The organism is Bifidobacterium sp. wkB344, from assembly GCF_003688305.1.
Classification (GTDB): Bacteria; Actinomycetota; Actinomycetes; order Actinomycetales; family Bifidobacteriaceae; genus Bombiscardovia; species Bombiscardovia mizhiensis.
The window spans coordinates 19623-35628 of sequence record NZ_NPOQ01000005.1 but is presented as its reverse complement, the minus strand read 5'-3'; the positions used below and the strand labels follow the sequence as shown (position 1 = coordinate 35628).

Below are 16006 nucleotides of genomic sequence, written 5' to 3'. Positions count from 1 at the left end.
ATGCGGCCCCGATAACTGAACCCCTTCTTCTCTCTCTTCTCGCCCGGCGGTTTTTCAAACCGCCGGGTTCTTTCGTCATGGAAGACCCATAGGATGAGTAACCATGAAGGTTGCCCAATTCGCCTGTGTGCTCTTCGATCTGGACGGGGTACTGGTGCCCACGACCGTCCTGCACAAGGCCGCCTGGAAGGCGTTGTTTGATCAGGTCCTGCCCTCGAACGTCCCGGCTTATACGGAGCAGGACTACTACGCCTATGTGGATGGCCGGCCCCGCTATGACGGTGTCGACGCCCTGCTGCGCAGCAGGGGCATTGAACTGGACTGGGGCAGCCCCAATGACGATCCGCAGCTGGACACCGTCTGCGGATACGGCAATCGCAAGAACATGACCTTTGAGCGGATGCTGAAGCAGAAGGGCATCGATCCCTACCCTGATACGGTGGATCTGCTCAGGCACCTGCGCACCGACAAGAAGCGTCTGGCTGTGGTATCCAGTTCGCGCAACACGGCCGAAGTCCTCCAAGCTGCTGGAATCGCTGGATACTTCGACACCGTGGTGGACGGCAACCTCAAGGACGAGATGGGTCTTCAGGGCAAGCCGGCCCCGGACACCTATGCCTATGCGGCCAAGGTGCTGGGCCTGCGCAATGAGGATGCTGTTGTGGTCGAGGATGCCCTCTCCGGCGTAGCCGCCGGCCATGCGGGCAGGTTCGGCCTGGTCGTGGGCGTGGACAGGGGTGCCGGCCGCGAGCAGCTGCTCAAGGCTGGCGCGGACCTGGTGGTGGACCAGCTGATCGAGCTGATCGACGACGATGCCAGCGAGCGTGCACAGGCGGAGGATCCGGACCTGGATGAGAATCGTTTTCCTGTCGAGGACTGGGGTCTGAGCGAGGTCGGTCGGCCCGATGCTGTCAGCGCCACGGTTTTCTCGGTCACCAATGGCTCTGTCGGTGTCAGGGGCGAAGGCGGTGGGGAGCGCTGCCTGGGCAACGGCACCTTCCTGAGCGGCTTCCATGACACCTTCCGTATAGCCCATCCCGAAAGCGCCTACGGATACGCCCAAGTGGGTCAGCTCATCCAAGGGGTGCCCGATGCTTCGGATTTCACCCTCAAGGTGGAGGGGCTGCCCCTGGGTCGGCCGGAGAAGACCACGCAGCGTTTGGACTTCCGAACCGGAATCGCAACCACCACCAATCTGTACGATCTGGGCCACGGCATCCACCTGAAGACCGTGCTCACCCGCATGGTCTGCCTGTATGACCGCAGCCTCAGCGTTTGCACGCTGACCGTTGAGTCGCCTGACCGGGACATGGCTGTGGTCGTCGAGGGTCCGGTCAACGCCGACAATCCCCGCCATGTCAACTCCAGCGACCCCCGCAAGTCGACCTTTGTGGACGGCTGTGGAATCCATGAGGTGCTGGACAATGCGGTCTATGGTGAGCTGAGTGCGGATTGCAGGGTCTTCCGCTGCAATAATTCACGGCTCAGCCTGGCCTTGGGCGTCAGGCAGTTCAGGGATGGTCGGCCTGTCGAGGGCCCCGGTTGGCGCATGGACGTGCCCAAGGGCGGTTCCACCCGTCTGGTCCGCTACGCCGTCTACCGCAGCCACCCCATTCTTCCGGCTGGCACCAGCGGCAACGGTCTGGTCGTGCAGACCCGCGGCGAGGGGACCAGGAATCTGGTCGAGGACTGCCGAGATCGGCTGGAGGAGGTCAGCACCCTCTCTGTGGAGGAGCTGGAGCGGCGTCAGCGGGAATGGCTGGATCGATTCTGGGAGCGTCAGGATATCCGCATCCAGGCCGACGATGGCGGTCGTACCCAGCAGATGGTGCGTTGGGAGCTCTTCCAGCTGGCCCAGTCCACGGCCCAGATCGAGAACGGTGTGGGTGCCAAGGGTCTGAGTGGGTCCGGCTACAGCGGCCACTACTTCTGGGATACCGAGATCTACATTCTCCCCTTCCTGATTTATTCAGCGCCTGCTCGGGCAAGAGCCGTCCTCCACTACCGCTACCTGATGCTGCCTGCCGCCAGGCGTAGGGCCTGCGCACTCAACCTAAACGGCGCCCTTTTCCCTTGGAGGACCATCGACGGCGAAGAGGCCTCCGCCTACTTCCCCACGGGCACGGCCCAGTACCACATCGATGCCGATATCGCCTACGCGGTGGCCCAGTATGTGCAGGTCACCGGCGATGAAGACTTCCTACAGGCTGAGGGCATCGACATCCTGGTGGAGACGGCCCGTCTCTGGATGAGCCTGGGACGTTACAAGGAGGACGGCCGCTTCCACATCCACTGCGTGACCGGCCCAGACGAATACACGGTCTTGGTTGATGACAACCTTTACACCAACCAGATGGCCCGATTCAACCTTCTGGCCGCTTACAAGGGCTACCAGCACCTGCGCGAGAAGCATCCGGATCTGATCGGCGGCATACGCGAAAGGCTGCACTTCGACGACGAGGAGGCCGACAAATGGTCCAGCGCGGCTCAAGCCATGTTCGTCCCCTTCGACGATCAGGAGGGCGTCCATGCCCAGGATGCCCAGTTCATGCAACGCCCTCGCTGGCATTTTGATCGGTTCACGGCCAGGCCCCTGCTGCTGCACTACCATCCGCTGGTCATTTACCGGCACAAGGTGCTCAAGCAGACCGACGTGGTTATGGCTCTCTACCTGCTCAGCTCCTGGTTCACTCCGGAGCAGAAGCGGGCCGATTTCGACTACTATGATCCGCTAACCACCGGGGATTCGACCCTGTCAGCAGCCTCCCAGTCCATTCTCGCCGCAGAGGTAGGGCATGACCAGCTGGCCATGCAGTACTTCCGTCGGTCCTTGTTTACGGACGTGGACGATCTGCATGCCAACACGACGGACGGCATCCACTTGGCTGCCTGCGGAGGTGTCTGGTCCAGCCTGGTCTGCGGCTTCGGCGGCCTGCGGGACACGGGCGGGACCGGTCTGAGCATTGACCCCCACCTGCCTTCATCCTGGCGCTCGATGACCTACGAGCTGGAAGTGCGGGGCACCAGGTTCCAGGTTGCTGTAAGGACGGACGGTGTCGATCTGAAGCGCCTGTCAGGACCCAAGCTGGATCTTCTGGTCCAGGGACATCCACGTCACATATGACCTACGGATTCTGGGCCTAGACACACTCGGGATCAATGGATTAAGTAGGTGCCGGGCTGATCGAAGATGACTGGAACTTAACGCTACAGACTCGAGTGGGTCTGTAGCTTCAGGAACAGTTTTCAAGAAAAACTAGAAGTGAAGATACCATGATCTGATTCACTCATATCCCAGATCTAAGTTTTACTGGTCGTGTCCTCTGTTGCGGTACCAGTGAACACATTTATTGGAGCACCGACGCACGATTATGGGATCGTATTCGTGTGAAGCTTCGTCCTGGTTGTCTGCATGCTGCCGCCGCTCAGCGGGTCAGGGTGCGCTTCAGAATTCGGTACTCGCTCTCGGTGATGGGCATGATGGAACCGTGGCGCTTGGTCAGCCGGCCGAAGTTCATATCTGTAACCAGATCCCAGTCCTGCCGCTCTCTGGAGGACAGATCGGCACAACGGAAGGGCAGATAGCCCCGGCCTTCGGCGAACTGGTCGCAGATCAGGCCGAAGGGCATGGCTCGGCCGTCGGGTCCGGCGGTGTCGGCATCGTTGTAGAGGAAGAGCTCGGGGCCCTCCAGATACCGTGAGGAGTAGCGTCCCTGGCCAAAGATGTCGGTCAGGTTCGACAGGTATGACCAGGCCTGGTCGTCGTCGGTACGCACAAGCTCATGGGTGACCGCATAGGGGTTGCGGGTGCGTTCCAGGGTGATCTGGTCATCCTTGGAGGCCCGGTACCACCAGCCGTCGGGTGCCTTGAGCATGGTCGTGTCGATGATCCCGTTGCTGCGGTCGATCCATTTGATCGGGCGGGAGAAGGAAACCAGATCGGTGCTGGTGGCGTAGTACATGTTGATGCCGTCGCCCAGCTCGTTGGCCAGGTCGGATGCGGCCGGATCCTCGGCCCTGTCGGCGGCCGCCGTGGCCCAGAAGACTATCCACTGCTCCCTGTCGGCATCCCAGCAGGCCTCCGGTGCCCAGGCCATGCCAGCCTTGGGTATGGCCGAGGCCACATCCACCAGGCGGGGTCTGCCCCAGTGGGCCAGGTCCGGCGAATCCCAGATGACCAGGCCGGTGGATCCATCCACCGTGGACCGGCCCTCCTGCCAGCCGCCCCTGTGGTAGACGGACAGGTCGGTGGCGATGATGTGGAAGAGGCCGTCGGGTCCACGGACGATATAGGGATCGCGCACACCACCCTCGCCCTCGCTCCAGGTCAGCACCGGGTCTCCCTGGGCCCGCAGGTCATGCCAGTGCAGACCGTCCCGGCTGAGGGCGAAGTAGAGCTGCTCGTCCGTCTCGGCCTGTTCGTGTCCGGTGAAGTGGACGAAGAGGTAAGCGCTGGTCGCCTCGAACGAGGGTTGCCAATCCGTAGACATGTTCCACCTTTCCTGCTTACGGCAACGGTACCGCGGCGGCGGGGGACTGGCGGACAGGCGGCGGGTGCTTCTTCGCTCTTCCGTTCCGGCCGTCCCAGGGCCGTCAGAGGTGATTCTAGCTGCCGACCTTCCTTTTGGCGGAGTCGGTTGTCTGGGCGGGTCGCAGTTTGGGCCGCACGAGACCCTAGACTGTGGACTATGAGCAAGCATCATCGTGACCGCAGCTGGGCTCCCGACCCCGAGCCGCTGCCCGAAGGCATCGGAGTCATCGACGATCACACCCACATGGCCTCCGTGGTCCCCTTCGCCCAGGAGATGGACCGGCAGGCCAGGGAGCGCGGGCAGGATCCCGTTCCCGTCCGCACAGTCGACCAGCAGCTGGAAAGGGCCAGGGCTGTGGGGGTGGTCGGGGCCATCGACGTGGGCTGCGAGCTGCCCAACCTGCAGACGGCTGTGGACCTGGCCCTGGCCCATCCCGGGGTGGTCCACGCAGGACTGGCCATCCATCCCAATGAGGCCGTCCTGCACGGCCATCGAGGGGTGCCGGGCCCGGATGGACTGCCATTGAAATATCAGCCTTGGCATGATGTTTCTTTCGAGCAGGCGCTTGAAGAGGTAGCCCGCCTGGCCCGCGCATATCCCGACCAGGTGGTGGCCATCGGGGAGACGGGTATGGACCTCTTCCGAACCGGTCAGGGGGCCGAAGAGAACCAGCGGCAGGCCTTCCGCGACCACATTGCCCTGGCCAAGGAGCTGGATCTGCCCATGCAGATTCACGATCGCGACGCCCATCGGCAGGTTATCGAGACCCTGCTGGAGGACGGTGCTCCCGAGCGCACGATCTTCCACTCCTATTCAGGTGATGCGCAGATGGCCCAGGTGGCCGCTGAGCACGGCTGGTATCTGAGTTTTTCGGGGACGGTCTCCTACAAGGGCAACGAGGGAATCCGCCAGGCCCTGTCTGTGGTCGGCATGGACCACATCATGGTGGAGACCGATGCGCCCTACCTGAGTCCCATGCCCTACCGGGGACGCACCAACTCCCCTTACATGATTCCCTACACCCTGCGTGCCATGGCCGATGCGCTGGACTGCCCCCTGGCCCAGGTGGCCCGAGCAACGGCAACCACCACGCGCCGGGTTTATGGCCTGTGAAGGATGTCCGACGGACGGTGCCAGACCGGGATTAAGCTAATGGTGTGTCGCGGTCTGAATCGCCCCCACCAAGTGTGGGGGGAGAGTGCTACGGTTGTCGTCGCACGTGTGCGCGAACAGCAACATACGGCACCCGGAAGTAGATGAGTGAAGGCATTGGCCGATGGAGGGCTCTATGGCGGATGAGCGGCATGAGTTGGCGGCTCAGGATGATGGCAGGGGCGCTGACGAACCACCCCGGTTATCCGGTGAAAAAGCGGCGAAGCCGACGACGGCCCGTCGTAAAGGTCGGCCGACGAAAGAATCGATACTTCCTCAGGAGAGCTTCACCAAGGCTCCCAAGATCTCGGCCAAGTCCCGCACCCGGGAAGAGGAGAACGAGCTCAAGCGGGTTCGGCGCGAGGCCCAACGGGCGGCCCAGCGTCGCCGCACCCCGCCGAAGGGTCCTCTGGGCCGCTGGTGGCGGCGGGTGCAGTCCTCGCCAGACAGAATCAGCCTGGGCATGTGCATCGTGGCCCTGGGCGTGGTCTACGGCGACATCGGCACCTCGCCCCTGTACACTATGCAGGCCTTCGTGGCCGGGCAGGGCGGCATGGCCCGTGTGGACAGGCCGGCCGTGCTGGGCATGCTCTCCCTGGTCTTCTGGTCCATCACGCTGATCACCACGGTCAAATACGTCCTGGTGGCCATGCGCATCGATAACAAGGGCGAGGGCGGCATCTTCGCCCTGTACACCCTGGTTCGGCACTACGGCAAATGGCTGGCCATTCCGGCCATGGTCGGCGGTGCGGCCTTCCTGGCTGATTCGGTGCTGACCCCTGCGGTCTCCATCTCCTCGGCAGTCGAAGGCCTTAAGACCATCCCCATCCTGACTCCGATCTTCCGTGAAAACGGGAACCTGACCATGGTCATCACCTTCGTGATCATCCTGATCCTGTTTGCCGTCCAGTCACGCGGAACCGAGCGGATCGGCAAGGTCTTCGGCAGCGTGGTCATGGTCTGGTTCGCCTTCCTGGCCCTGATCGGCATCTACTGCATCGGCAACGACTGGTCCATCTTCGAGGCCCTGAACCCGGTCTACGGGATTCGCTTCCTCTTCAGCCCGCAGAACCCGGTGGGCCTGACCATCATGGGCACGGTTTTCCTGTCGACTACGGGAGCCGAGGCCCTTTACTCCGACATGGGCCATGTAGGCCGCGGCAACATCTACGCCACCTGGCCCTTCATCAACATCGCCTTGGTCTTCAATTACTTCGGCCAGGGGGCTTGGATTCTGCGCAACACCGACAATCAGGCCCTGCAGGGCGTGGACGGACTCAACCCCTTCTTCCAGATGATGCCCACCACCGTGCGCTACGTGGCGGTTCTTCTATCGGTGACGGCCGGTGTCATCGCTTCGCAGGCCCTGATCACGGGCGCCTTCACCATGGTCTCGGAGGCCACCGGCCTCAACTGGATGCCCCATCTTCAGGTGCGCTACCCGGCGCGTACCCGCGGCCAGCTCTACATCCCCACCATCAACTGGGTGCTGTGCGCGGCCACGCTGACGGTGCTGGCCATCTTCAAGGATTCCGAGCACATCTCAGCCGCCTATGGACTGGCCCTGACGGTGACCATGATCACCACCACCGTCCTGCTGGCCGACTACATCTGGCACGACGGTAAGCGCGTGTTCTCTCTGCTCTTCGCCTTGGTCTTCCTGGCCATCCAGATCCTCTTCTTCATGGCCTCCATGGCCAAGTTCATGCACGGCGGCTGGTTCACCATGCTGCTGACCGCGGCCATCCTCTACATCATGTACACCTGGGATGTGGGTACCAAGGTGGAGCGCTCGCAACGGCGGCATATGACGGCCAAGGAGTGTCTGCCCGCCCTGGAGATGCTCCACAATGACTTCCGCGTTCCCTACTACGCAGACAACCTGGTCTATCTGACCTCGGATGCGGAGATGCGGCGGCTGGACACCGACATCTTCTTCTCCATCTTCGCCAACCGGCCCAAGCGGGCTCGCGCCTGGTGGGCCGTCTCGGTCCAGACCACGGACGCCCCCTACACCCGCAAGTATTCGGTGGAGAACTTCGGCACCAACTACCTCTTCCGTGTGCGTATGAGGCTGGGCTTCAAGGTGGACCAGAATGTGGCCACCTACCTGCACCAGATCATGCACGAGCTGATTGACAGCGGCGAGCTACCCAAGCAGCCCTCCATCTATCCCAAGGTGGACGAGGATCCGCAGATCGGCACGGTCACCTATGTGCTGGTTCATAAGGCCCTGATGCCCGAGTCCAAGATCGACTCCCGCGGTGCCTTCTCGCTGAAGGTCAAGTACGCCATCCGCAAGGTGGCGGGCTCGCCGATCAAGTGGTTCGGCCTGGCTCCCTACAACCCCATCGTGGAGGTGCAGCCCCTGTTCGTCTCCACCAGGGCGGTTCCCAAGCTGACGCGCGTGGTCCTGCCCTCCCGCAAGATCAAGGGCGGCAAGCACCACAAGGGCTGAATGAGTGGAATCTCACCCCGGAGAGCTTGGCCCAAATCGAGTCCGGGCCATAGAATTGACGGCATGGAACCTGGTGCCCGGCCTTTCCGGGCTACCGTCGAAAGGTGATGTGATGACACAAGCTCAAGCCAATATCGGAGTCGTGGGTCTGGCCGCCATGGGTGCCAGCCTGTCCAGGAACCTGGCACGGCACGGCAATACCGTAGCGGTCTACAACCGCCACTATTCGCGCACCGAGACCCTGATCAACGATCATGGCCAGGAGGGCCGGTTCGTTCCGGCCAAGACCCTGCAGGAGTTCGTGGCCTCGCTGACCAAGCCCCGCACGGCCATCATCATGGTCAAGGCCGGGGATCCCACCGACCAGATGATCAACGACCTGGCCGACCTGATGGAGCCCGGTGACATCATCGTCGATGCCGGCAATGCCTACTTCAAGGACACCATCCGCCGGGAGAAGGCCATCAGGGCCCGCGGGCTGCACTTCGTGGGCTGCGGCGTCTCGGGAGGCGAGCAGGGCGCCCTCCTGGGGCCTTCCATGATGCCCGGCGGGACCGATGAGTCCTGGAAGACCCTGGGGCCCATCCTGGAATCCATCGCCGCCAAGGTCGATGGGGAACCCTGCGTCACCCACATCGGCACCGACGGTGCGGGCCACTTCGTCAAGATGGTTCACAACGGCATCGAGTACGCCGACATGCAGGTGATCGCCGAGTCCTATGACCTGATGCGCCGAGGCCTGGGCATGGATCCCGAGGCCATCGCACAGGTCTTCGAAGAGTGGAACCAGGGGGATCTGAACTCCTACCTGGTGCAGATCACTGCTGAAGTGCTCCATCACACCGATGCCACTACCGGCAAGCCCTTCATCGACATCGTCACCGACCAGGCTGGCATGAAGGGCACCGGCACCTGGACCGTGCAGACCGCGTTGGATCTTGCCGTGCCCGTGACCGGCATTGGCGAGGCCGTCTTCGCCCGGGGACTGTCCTCTTCGCCCGAGCTGCGCAGCCAAGCGGCCCAGGAGGGCCTGAAGGGGCCGCAGCCCAAGGCCGTCATGGCCGACCTGGCCGCCGATCCCGAGGCTCGCAAGTCCTTCATTGAGGACATCCGTCAGGCCCTCTACGCCTCCAAGATCGTGGCCTACGCCCAGGGGTTCAACGAGATGCAGGAGGGCGCCCAGGTCTACGGCTGGAAGCTGGACATGGGTGCCATCGCCCGCATCTGGCGTGGCGGCTGCATCATTCGGGCCAAGTTCCTGAACCGGATCTCCGATGCATACGCCTCTGGCCGTGAGCCGGGCTCCCTGCTCTTCGACCCCTTCTTCAAGCAGGCGGTCGAGCAGGCCCAGGATTCCTGGCGGCGTGTCGTGGCCCGTGCCACCCAGGCCGGCATCCCCATCCCTGTCTTCGCCAGCTCCCTGTCCTATTACGACGGGCTGCGTTCCGATAGGCTCCCTGCCGCCCTGATTCAGGGCCAGCGTGACCTCTTCGGCGCCCACACCTATGGGCGTGTGGATCAGCCAGGTGCCTTCCACACCCTCTGGGCCGAGGACAAGTCCGAGATCAAGCAGGACTGAGCTTCTCGCAAGAATCGCAAGGGGTCCGCACAGCCGCTGAGACGGCAGCGCGGACCCCTTTTTGTCATCCTGTCAGCGGATCTTGGCTGTGGATTCCCGGACCACCAGCTGGCAGGCAGCAGTCGTCTGGGTGGGGGGACGATTATCGTCGCCGCCCTGCAGGCGGGCCAGCAGGGCATCCACCGCCTTGCGTGCCAGGTCGTCCTTGTCGGTGCTGATGGTGGTCAGCGAGGGTATATAGGACTCTCCCTCCTGGATGCCGTCGAATCCCACGACGGCCAGGTCCCGGGGGACCTCCACGCCGCATTCGTGCAATCCTCGGATCAGACCTAAGGCCAGAGAGTCGGTCATACAGAAGATGCCGTCAAAGGGCTGGCCGGACGTGTGCGCCAGATGATGGCCCAGGTCACGCGCCATTTCCCCGTCCCAGCGGTCCAGGGGCAGGAAGTCTTTGGGGCGGGCCTTGATTCCGGCGTCCTTCAGAGCCTTCAGGCAGCCGGCCACTCTGCGACCGCGAACCGAGTGCTGTTGGACCGGATCGGTGGTAGCCGTCATGTCGGCACCAATCACGCCTATATGTCGGCACCCGCAGACCAGCAGGTGCCGCACGGCCATAGCGGCTCCCTCGAATCCGGCAGTCATGACCGAATCGAAGACCGGTTCTGCTGAGGGATCGTCCAGCAGAACCAGAGGCTTGCCATCGGCCAGCTCCTGCATCTCTTCATTGGTGATGCTGCCTGGGCTGAAGATGGTGCCGTCGCAGAGCTGACTGGTCACATGCCGGAGTATGGAGACCTCGTCCTGTTTGGAGTTGGAGGTCTGCTGGATGATGGCCTGCATGCCGTGGGCGTTGATCTGCCGGGAGATGGCTGCACTCATCTGTGCAGGGTAGGGCTTGTCAAGCTCGAAGATGGCGACGCCGATGATGCCGCTCTTGCCCGAGCGCAGGCTTCTGGCTGACAGGTTGGCCGAGTAGCGGAGCTTGCGGGCGGCGAGCAGAACCCTGCGCCTGGTGTCATCCGCTATGCGTGTATCGCCTCGAAGGGCATAGGAGGCAGTGGCTCGAGAGACTTGCGCCTCCTTGGCCACATCGCTCATCGTCACCATCTCGCACCTTTCCCGGGGTTCAGCCATTATCTTAGGCACGCGGGTGGCCTTATCAGAATGTAATTGACACGATTCAACCAACGTGCTATACCATATTGTGACAGCAGTTGAATCGTGTCAATTCGCGGGCCTCGACGTTGAACAGCCCGGACGGATGTTCAGAGGATTGATTGCAAGGAGGAGTCATGAAGCTGAAGCGAGCATGGAAGGGCATAGCTGCGGCGCTTGGGGTCGGCATGGTGGTGTCGGCCATGGGTGCCTGCGGGGCTGGTGGCGCTGACGGATCCAAGACCACGCTGACCTTCCTGTCATGGAACAACGAACAGGTGATGAGGCCATACATCGACCAATTCGAGCAGGAGAACCCCGGGATCAAGGTGGACTTCAGCTATTCGCCGCCGACCCCTGAATACATCCAGACCCTGCAGACCCGGCTGGTCGGCAACCAGGCCCCGGATGTGTTCGTCATCACCTCCGAGAACAAGGCTGACCTGATCAAGAACGGCTACGTGCGAGACCTGACCGACGAGCCCTTCATGCGCAACATCTCCAAGGCCAACAAGGACTTCGTCAGCCACCAGGGCAAGGTCTACGGCATGTCCGTGTCCTCCTGGGCTTCAGGAATCGTCTACAACAAGGATCTGCTGGCCAAGGCGGGTGCCAAGGAGGTGCCACAGACCTGGGATGGCTTCCTGCAGCTGTGCAAGAAGCTCAAGGCCGCTGGGGTCACGCCCTTCCTGGAGACCATCGCCGATGGCCCGAGCAGGATCCCCGATGCCTTCATGGGTTCGCAGTTCGACAGGGACAAGGTTGATGTGACCAGCCTGATCGACCGCCGCCCGCAAAAGCCGGGCAGCGACCAGCGTGAGGCGGCTGCGGCCTGGATGAAGCTCTACGACCAGGGCCTGGTCACCCGGGACACGGTCGGCATCAGCGGTGACGACATGAAGACCCAGTTCATCAACGGCCAGGTGGCGATGATCTGCACCGGCCCCTGGGACCTGCCATCCATCGGCCAGTCCGGGCTCAAGTATGGCATGGCCCCCATGCCGCTCATGGAGAAGGGCATGGTCAACTATGCCCAGGGATCGCCATCGCCTGCCTACGCCATCTACTCCCACCTCAAGGGCGCCAAGCTCAAGGCAGCCCAGAAGTTCCTGACCTTCATGGACAGCCGCTGGGCCCTGCAGCGTTCGGCCGACAACGGGGATGCCATCACCGTCCAGGGGTTCAAGGCCAAGGTCAAGCCCGAGTATGAGCAGGTCTACCGGGCCAACGTGCAGCCGGGCCACTACTTCCTGCTTATGAACTTCTACGCCAAGCCGGATGTGCTGACCACCGTCCGCCAGTCCGAGACCCAGCAGCTGGTCCAAGGATCCATCAATCTGGATCAGTGGGCCAAGGCCATCGACGACAAGATGGCCTCGGTCAAGTAGGAAGGGGCTGGATCATGGCTTCCCAATCTGCCTCGGAGCGTGCCAACGCCCATCGGCGGCGCATGCTCGGCCTGCGGCAGGATCTGACCTCTTTCTGGTTCCTCCTGCCTATCCTGGCCGTCTTCGTCATCCTCTTCGCCGTGCCGCTGGTGCAGACCATCATCTACTCGGTGACCGACTTCAACGGCTACAGCCTGAACATGCACTATGTGGGCTGGAAGAACTACCACAGTGTGTTCACCGATTCCTCGACCATGCAGGGCCTGGTGTTCACCATCCTGTACGCCGTGGCTCAGACGGTCCTGGTGACCATCTTCGCCATCCCCCTGGCTGTCACCCTGAACAGGAAGTTCTGGGGCCGCAACTTCGCTCGTTCCCTGTTCTTCTTCTTCAGCGTGCCATCGCTGGCCATCATGGGCATGGTCTGGAAGTACATCTTCTCGCCCATGAAGTCAGGCGTCTTCAATACCATCCTGGGTGTCTTCGGTCTGGGTCCGGTGCCCTGGCTGTCCAATTCGACCCTGGCCCGCTGCTGCGTCATCTTCATCGCAGTTTGGGCGCAGATCGGCTGGCACGCCACCCTCTACCTGGCCTTCCTGCAGTCCATTCCCGGAGACCTCTATGAGCAGGCCACGGTGGATGGGGCCACCAGCCGCCAGCAGTTCGTCCATATCACCCTGCCCCAGCTGATTCCGGGCATCGTCACCTCCAGTTTCCTGCTCATGTCAGGAGGCCTCAAGGTCTACGACCTGCCCTACACCATGACCAAGGGCGGCCCCGGGTACTCCACCTATACGGTGACTCAGTCCATCATTCAGCAGGGCATCGGCCAGTCCCAGTATGGGCTGGGCTCGGCCCTGGCGGTCCTGTTCACTCTGGCCACGGCTCTGGTGGTCTTCGCCCAGATGGGTGCCGCCAGCCTGATTTCCAGGAGGTTCCAATGAGCAGCAACAAGAGCTCGACCCTGACCCTGAGCCAGCGGGAACGGCGGCGTTCGACAGTCAGAAGCGTGGTGGTGCTGATCATCGCCCTGATCTGCGCTGTGCCCCTCTGGTACATCCTGATCAACACCTTCAAGACCATCCCCGACATGGCCACCAATCCCCTGGGCCTGCCCAAGCAGTGGACGCTGCGCAACTACACGCGGGCCTTCGCTACGGTGCCCATCGTCCGCAGTCTGGTCAACACCCTGATCGTCACCTTCTTCGGTGTCCTCTTCCAGGTGCTGATCGGAGCCTTGGCTGCCTACGGGATGATCCTGCGCAAGTCGATCTTCACCTCGGTCATCGGGGTGATCCTCATGATCGCCTTCGTCATCCCCACCCAGTCCACCCTGATTCCCCTCTATCGGATGGAGTCTAGCGTGGGGCTGGTCAACACGCTCCTTGGCCTGATCATCATGTACCTGGGTGGCGCGGTCTTCTGCTACTTCCTGATTGTGGGCTACATGCAGTCCCTGCCCTTTGAGGTCATCGAGGCCGCCAGGATCGACGGGGCCGGCCCCCTAAGGATCTTCTGGAGCATCGTGCTGCCTCTGATCAGGCCCATCCTGACCACGGTGGTGGTCTTCCAGACCATGTCGACCTGGAACGACTTCATGACAGCCAACGTCTTCATCAGCAGCTCCAACCTGCGCACCATCGTTCTGCAGGTCTACAACGCGGTCGGCCAGTTCACCACTGATTGGCCCAGCTTCATGACCATTACGGTCCTGGCCCTGATCCCGGTCTTCGTCTTCTTCATCTTCTGCCAGAAGTGGATCGTCTCCGGGCTGGTTGCCGGGGCAGTCAAGGGGTAAGCGACCAGTCGGAAGGTCGTAGTCAATGGCGGCGGTCGGAGGTTCCGGCCGCCGCACTCATAAGGAATCGGAGTCACAGTCCATGGAGGAATTCGCAAGCGCACAACAAGGGTCGAAGGGGATGGGATTGGCGAGCAATCCCTTGCATCGCTACTGTGCGGACCCGGATCTGGTCATGATCGGGGACCGCTGGTACCTGTACTGCACCGAGGACGGTCTGCCTGATTGGTCCTCGCACGCCTTCTACGTCTATGAATCCGGGGATCTATGCCACTGGACCCGCAGAAAAATCCTGGACCTGGACCAGGTTCCCTGGTGGCATGGGGGACAGGGTGCCTGGGCTCCCTGCCTGCTGGTGCGCCAGGGACGCTGCATCCTGTATTTTGTGGCCGACGGGCAGATTGGCCAGGCTGTCGCTCCTGGGCCAACTGGACCCTTCCGGGCGGCCCAGGAGCCATTCATCGCTCGGGGGGACTATGACTGCCTGCCCATCGATCCCTCGGTCTTCGTGGATGACGACGATGTGCCCTATCTGCTCTGGGGCAATAGCCGTGCCTACATGGGGCGGCTGAGTCCGGACGGCCTGCGTCTGGAAGAGGGTTCGGTGCGCTCCGCTGTGCCCGACAACTTCCGCGAGGCCGTCACTGTTTGCCGACGGGGAGACACCTACTATGCCTCCTGGTCGGAGAACGACACCAGGGATCCGAGCTACCAGATCCGCTGGTCCAAGGCGCCATCGCTGGACGGGCCTTGGACCGCGCCCCAGGTTCTGATCAAGGCCGATCACGCCAAGGGAATCCTGGCCACGGGACACCACTGCATCACCCGTGTGCCAGGCCAGGACGACTGGATCGTGGCCTACCACAGGTTCGCCAAGGACGGCCGAGGCGACGGCTGTCATCGCGAAATCGTCTTCGCTCCCTTGGATTTCGCCGATGACGGCGCCATGGTCCAGGTCCGTCCGCAGGTAGGATCCTACTGGTACCCGGCCCGGAACCCGGTTACTTCCTGACGATGGGGTGGCCACCGAAGGCGCTGCGCAGGGCGGAGACCACCTTCATGGTCATGGGGTCCTCGATCTTGGAGGATTGGCGGGCATAGAGGGCTGAGGTGATGGCCGGTGTGGGCACCCCCAGCTCCAGGGCATCCGCGATCATCCACTTGGTCTCGCCGGTCTCATCGGCCTTGCCAGCGATTCCGCTCAGGTGCGGGTCCTCCTTCAGGGCCTGGGCCAGCAGGTCCAGCAGCCAGGACTGGATGACCGAACCCTTGCGCCAGGACTCCACCACTTCGCCCGGCTCCTTGATCAGGTCCGAGGCTTCCAGGACCGCATACCCCTCGGCCAGGGCCTGCATCATTCCGTACTCAATCCCGTTGTGAACCATCTTGGCATAGTGGCCTGCACCGGTGCCTCCCGCGTGGACCAGGCCGTAGTCGCCCTCGGGCTTCAGGGTGTCCAGGATGGGCTGGATCCGGGCCACGTCCTGGTCCGATCCGCCGACCATCAGGGCGTAGCCCTTCTCCTTGCCCCAGATGCCATTGGAGGTGCCTACATCCACCAGGCCTATGCCCTTGGCGGCCAGAGCTTGGGCGTGTTCCTGGTCCTGGGTGAAGCGGGTGTTGCCACCATCCACGACCAGATCGCCGCGCTCCATCAGATTGCCCAGCTGATCGAGCGTGGACTCGATGGGCTTGCCGGCCGGAACCATGACCCAGATCACCCGTGGAGCCTCGAGGGCCTGAACCAGGGCTTGCAGGCTGTCCACATCCCTGCCCGAGTCCGGCGCGATGTCGTACCCAACAACCTGGTGGCCGCCGGTGCGCAGACGGTCTGCCATGTTCTTGCCCATGCGTCCCAGGCCGATCATGCCAATCTTCATAGTGTCAGTTCCTCTCCATTGACTGCAACAGTGTGAAGTTGACCGCGATGGTTGGTGGTCGGCC

10 protein-coding genes and 1 pseudogene are annotated in these 16006 nt (G+C 62.5%); 8 read left to right on the top strand and 3 right to left on the bottom strand.

The genetic code is table 11. The features are described from left to right. Positions 1-103: 103 nt before the first annotated feature. Positions 104-3124 (top strand): HAD-IA family hydrolase, encoded by a 3021-nt coding sequence (locus CI601_RS00645; RefSeq protein WP_121913947.1) that lies wholly within the window; start codon positions 104-106, stop codon positions 3122-3124. Between the two features lie 301 nt (positions 3125-3425). Here the strand turns inward: CI601_RS00645 and CI601_RS00640 are convergent, their stop codons facing one another. Then, the gene (locus CI601_RS00640) at positions 3426-4490 is read right to left on the bottom strand and encodes a glycoside hydrolase family 43 protein (protein WP_121913946.1); all 1065 of its coding nucleotides are present in this window, start codon (positions 4488-4490) and stop codon (positions 3426-3428) included. A 198-nt stretch (positions 4491-4688) separates the two neighbouring features. Here CI601_RS00640 and CI601_RS00635 point away from each other — a divergent pair, with 198 nt between their 5' ends. From CI601_RS00635 to gndA, 3 genes are all read left to right on the top strand, one after another. Next, positions 4689-5645: a TatD family hydrolase gene (locus CI601_RS00635; RefSeq protein ID WP_121913945.1), complete on the top strand. Its 957-nt coding sequence runs from the start codon at positions 4689-4691 to the stop codon at positions 5643-5645. Positions 5646-5820: 175 nt separating this feature from the next. Continuing rightward, the gene (locus tag CI601_RS00630) at positions 5821-8142 is read left to right on the top strand and encodes a KUP/HAK/KT family potassium transporter (protein WP_121913944.1); all 2322 of its coding nucleotides are present in this window, start codon (positions 5821-5823) and stop codon (positions 8140-8142) included. Between the two features lie 112 nt (positions 8143-8254). Then, positions 8255-9721: an NADP-dependent phosphogluconate dehydrogenase gene (gene gndA / locus CI601_RS00625; RefSeq protein ID WP_121913943.1), complete on the top strand. Its 1467-nt coding sequence runs from the start codon at positions 8255-8257 to the stop codon at positions 9719-9721. Between the two features lie 72 nt (positions 9722-9793). On the opposite strand, the gene CI601_RS00620 is transcribed toward gndA, so the two are convergent. Continuing rightward, the gene (locus CI601_RS00620; protein WP_183129692.1) at positions 9794-10828 is read right to left on the bottom strand and encodes a LacI family DNA-binding transcriptional regulator; all 1035 of its coding nucleotides are present in this window, start codon (positions 10826-10828) and stop codon (positions 9794-9796) included. A gap of 185 nt (positions 10829-11013) precedes the next feature. Between CI601_RS00620 and CI601_RS00615 the strand changes: the two genes are divergently transcribed. The 4 genes from CI601_RS00615 (at position 11014) to CI601_RS00600 (ending at position 15074) form a co-directional block, all read left to right on the top strand. Further along, entirely contained in the window at positions 11014-12264 is a 1251-nt protein-coding gene (locus tag CI601_RS00615; RefSeq protein ID WP_121913941.1) for an ABC transporter substrate-binding protein, read from the top strand. A gap of 14 nt (positions 12265-12278) precedes the next feature. Next, the gene (locus tag CI601_RS00610) at positions 12279-13208 is read left to right on the top strand and encodes a carbohydrate ABC transporter permease (protein WP_024627793.1); all 930 of its coding nucleotides are present in this window, start codon (positions 12279-12281) and stop codon (positions 13206-13208) included. Beyond that, a complete protein-coding gene (locus CI601_RS00605) occupies positions 13205-14062 on the top strand; it encodes a carbohydrate ABC transporter permease (RefSeq protein WP_121913940.1) in 858 nt (285 codons plus the stop codon). The genes CI601_RS00610 and CI601_RS00605 overlap by 4 nt, the downstream gene beginning before the upstream one ends. A gap of 82 nt (positions 14063-14144) precedes the next feature. Further along, positions 14145-15074 (top strand): family 43 glycosylhydrolase, encoded by a 930-nt coding sequence (locus tag CI601_RS00600; RefSeq protein WP_121913939.1) that lies wholly within the window; start codon positions 14145-14147, stop codon positions 15072-15074. Here the strand turns inward: CI601_RS00600 and gnd are convergent. Beyond that, positions 15064-15975, bottom strand: a pseudogene (gene gnd / locus CI601_RS00595) (phosphogluconate dehydrogenase (NAD(+)-dependent, decarboxylating)); the annotation flags it as partial. The gene CI601_RS00600 and the pseudogene gnd sit on opposite strands and share 11 nt — an antisense overlap. Positions 15976-16006 lie beyond the last annotated feature (31 nt).